The organism is Zoogloea sp. LCSB751 (genome assembly GCF_002028455.1).
Classification (GTDB): domain Bacteria; phylum Pseudomonadota; class Gammaproteobacteria; order Burkholderiales; family Rhodocyclaceae; genus Zoogloea.
Map to the genome: position 1 here is coordinate 1 of NZ_MWUM01000139.1, position 281 is coordinate 281.

At 54.4% G+C, this 281-nt stretch carries 1 protein-coding gene; it reads left to right on the forward strand.

Annotated features, from left to right (window positions below; all coding sequences use genetic code 11):
- On the forward strand, window positions 1-281 hold a 281-nt coding region (locus tag B4920_RS26095; RefSeq protein ID WP_305847125.1), incomplete at both ends, for a potassium transporter TrkG.

The window sequence follows — 281 nt, forward strand, 5'->3', positions numbered from 1 at the left end:
CTTACCCTTTATCTTCTCAAGCCAACCCGATCTCAGCTGGACCGACAGTTTTTTCGAATCATTCTCCGCGCTGACCACCACGGGAGCCACAGTCATTGTCGGACTGGACTCCTTGCCTAAGGCCATTCTGTTTTATCGACATATGCTGCAATGGCTCGGCGGTATGGGGATCATCGTTTTAGCCGTGGCGATTCTGCCTGTGCTGGGCGTTGGGGGCATGCAGCTATATCGCGCCGAGATTCCTGGCCCTGTGAAGGACAGTAAGATGACGCCGAGGATTG